The sequence below is a fragment of the Treponema sp. R6D11 genome, assembly GCF_054786075.1.
The window spans coordinates 1-857 of sequence record NZ_BDHD01000521.1 but is presented as its reverse complement, the minus strand read 5'-3'; the positions used below and the strand labels follow the sequence as shown (position 1 = coordinate 857).

At 51.6% G+C, this 857-nt stretch carries 1 protein-coding gene; it reads right to left on the bottom strand.

The features are described 5' to 3' along the window. Positions 1-857: Holliday junction branch migration DNA helicase RuvB (gene ruvB, locus ACYVTD_RS14405; RefSeq protein WP_461248407.1), on the bottom strand; the 857-nt coding region annotated here is incomplete at both ends.

Genomic DNA, 857 nt, shown 5'->3' with positions numbered 1-857 from the left:
CTACGGACTCACCTATGGAAATGGCGAGGGTATCCGCGCCCACAGGTCCGCCTTTGTAACGTTCAATTATTATTTTAAGAATGTCCCTGTCCTGTTTTTCAAGCCCGAGCGCGTCTATTTCAAGCCTAGACAGCCCCGAAGTTACCACGGGAGTCGTGATGGCTTTTTCCCCCGAATACTGCGCGAAGTCCCTCATGCGCCGCAAAAGCCGGTTTACCACGCGCGGTGTGCCCCTGGACGACTTCGCCAGAAGAGACGCCGCGTCGTCTTGAATTTTAATGTCCAAAAGTCCGGCGGAACGGCGTACTATGGCTTCCATGTCCTCCTGCCCGTAAAACGAAAAACGGCAGGTGATCCCGAAGCGGCTTATCAGAGGGCTGGAGACAATTCCAGCTTTGGTAGTCGCGCCCACAAGAGTAAAAGGGTTAATGGCGATTCTTAACGTCCTCGCCGTAGGTCCCTGCCCCACCACCCAGTCGATTCCGTAATCTTCCATGGCTATATACAACAATTCTTCGATAGCGGGTTTTAACCTGTGAATCTCGTCAATAAAAAACACGTCGCCTTTTTTAAGGTTTGTCAAAAGCCCCACCAAATCTTTCGGCTTGTCAAGGGCGGGCGCGGATGTCTGCACAAAACCCGTCTCAAGCTCGTTCGCCACTACCTGCGCGAGAGTGGTCTTTCCCAAACCGGGAGGCCCTATTAAAAAAAGGTGGTCAAGGCTTTCCTTGCGCTGTTTGGCGGTGGTTATGAAAACCGAAAGATTTTCCTTCATCGTTTTCTGCCCCAAAAACTCGGACAGATATTTAGGGTGAAGGGTCATGTCGCGTTCGTCTTCAGTAATTTGCTCCGCCCTT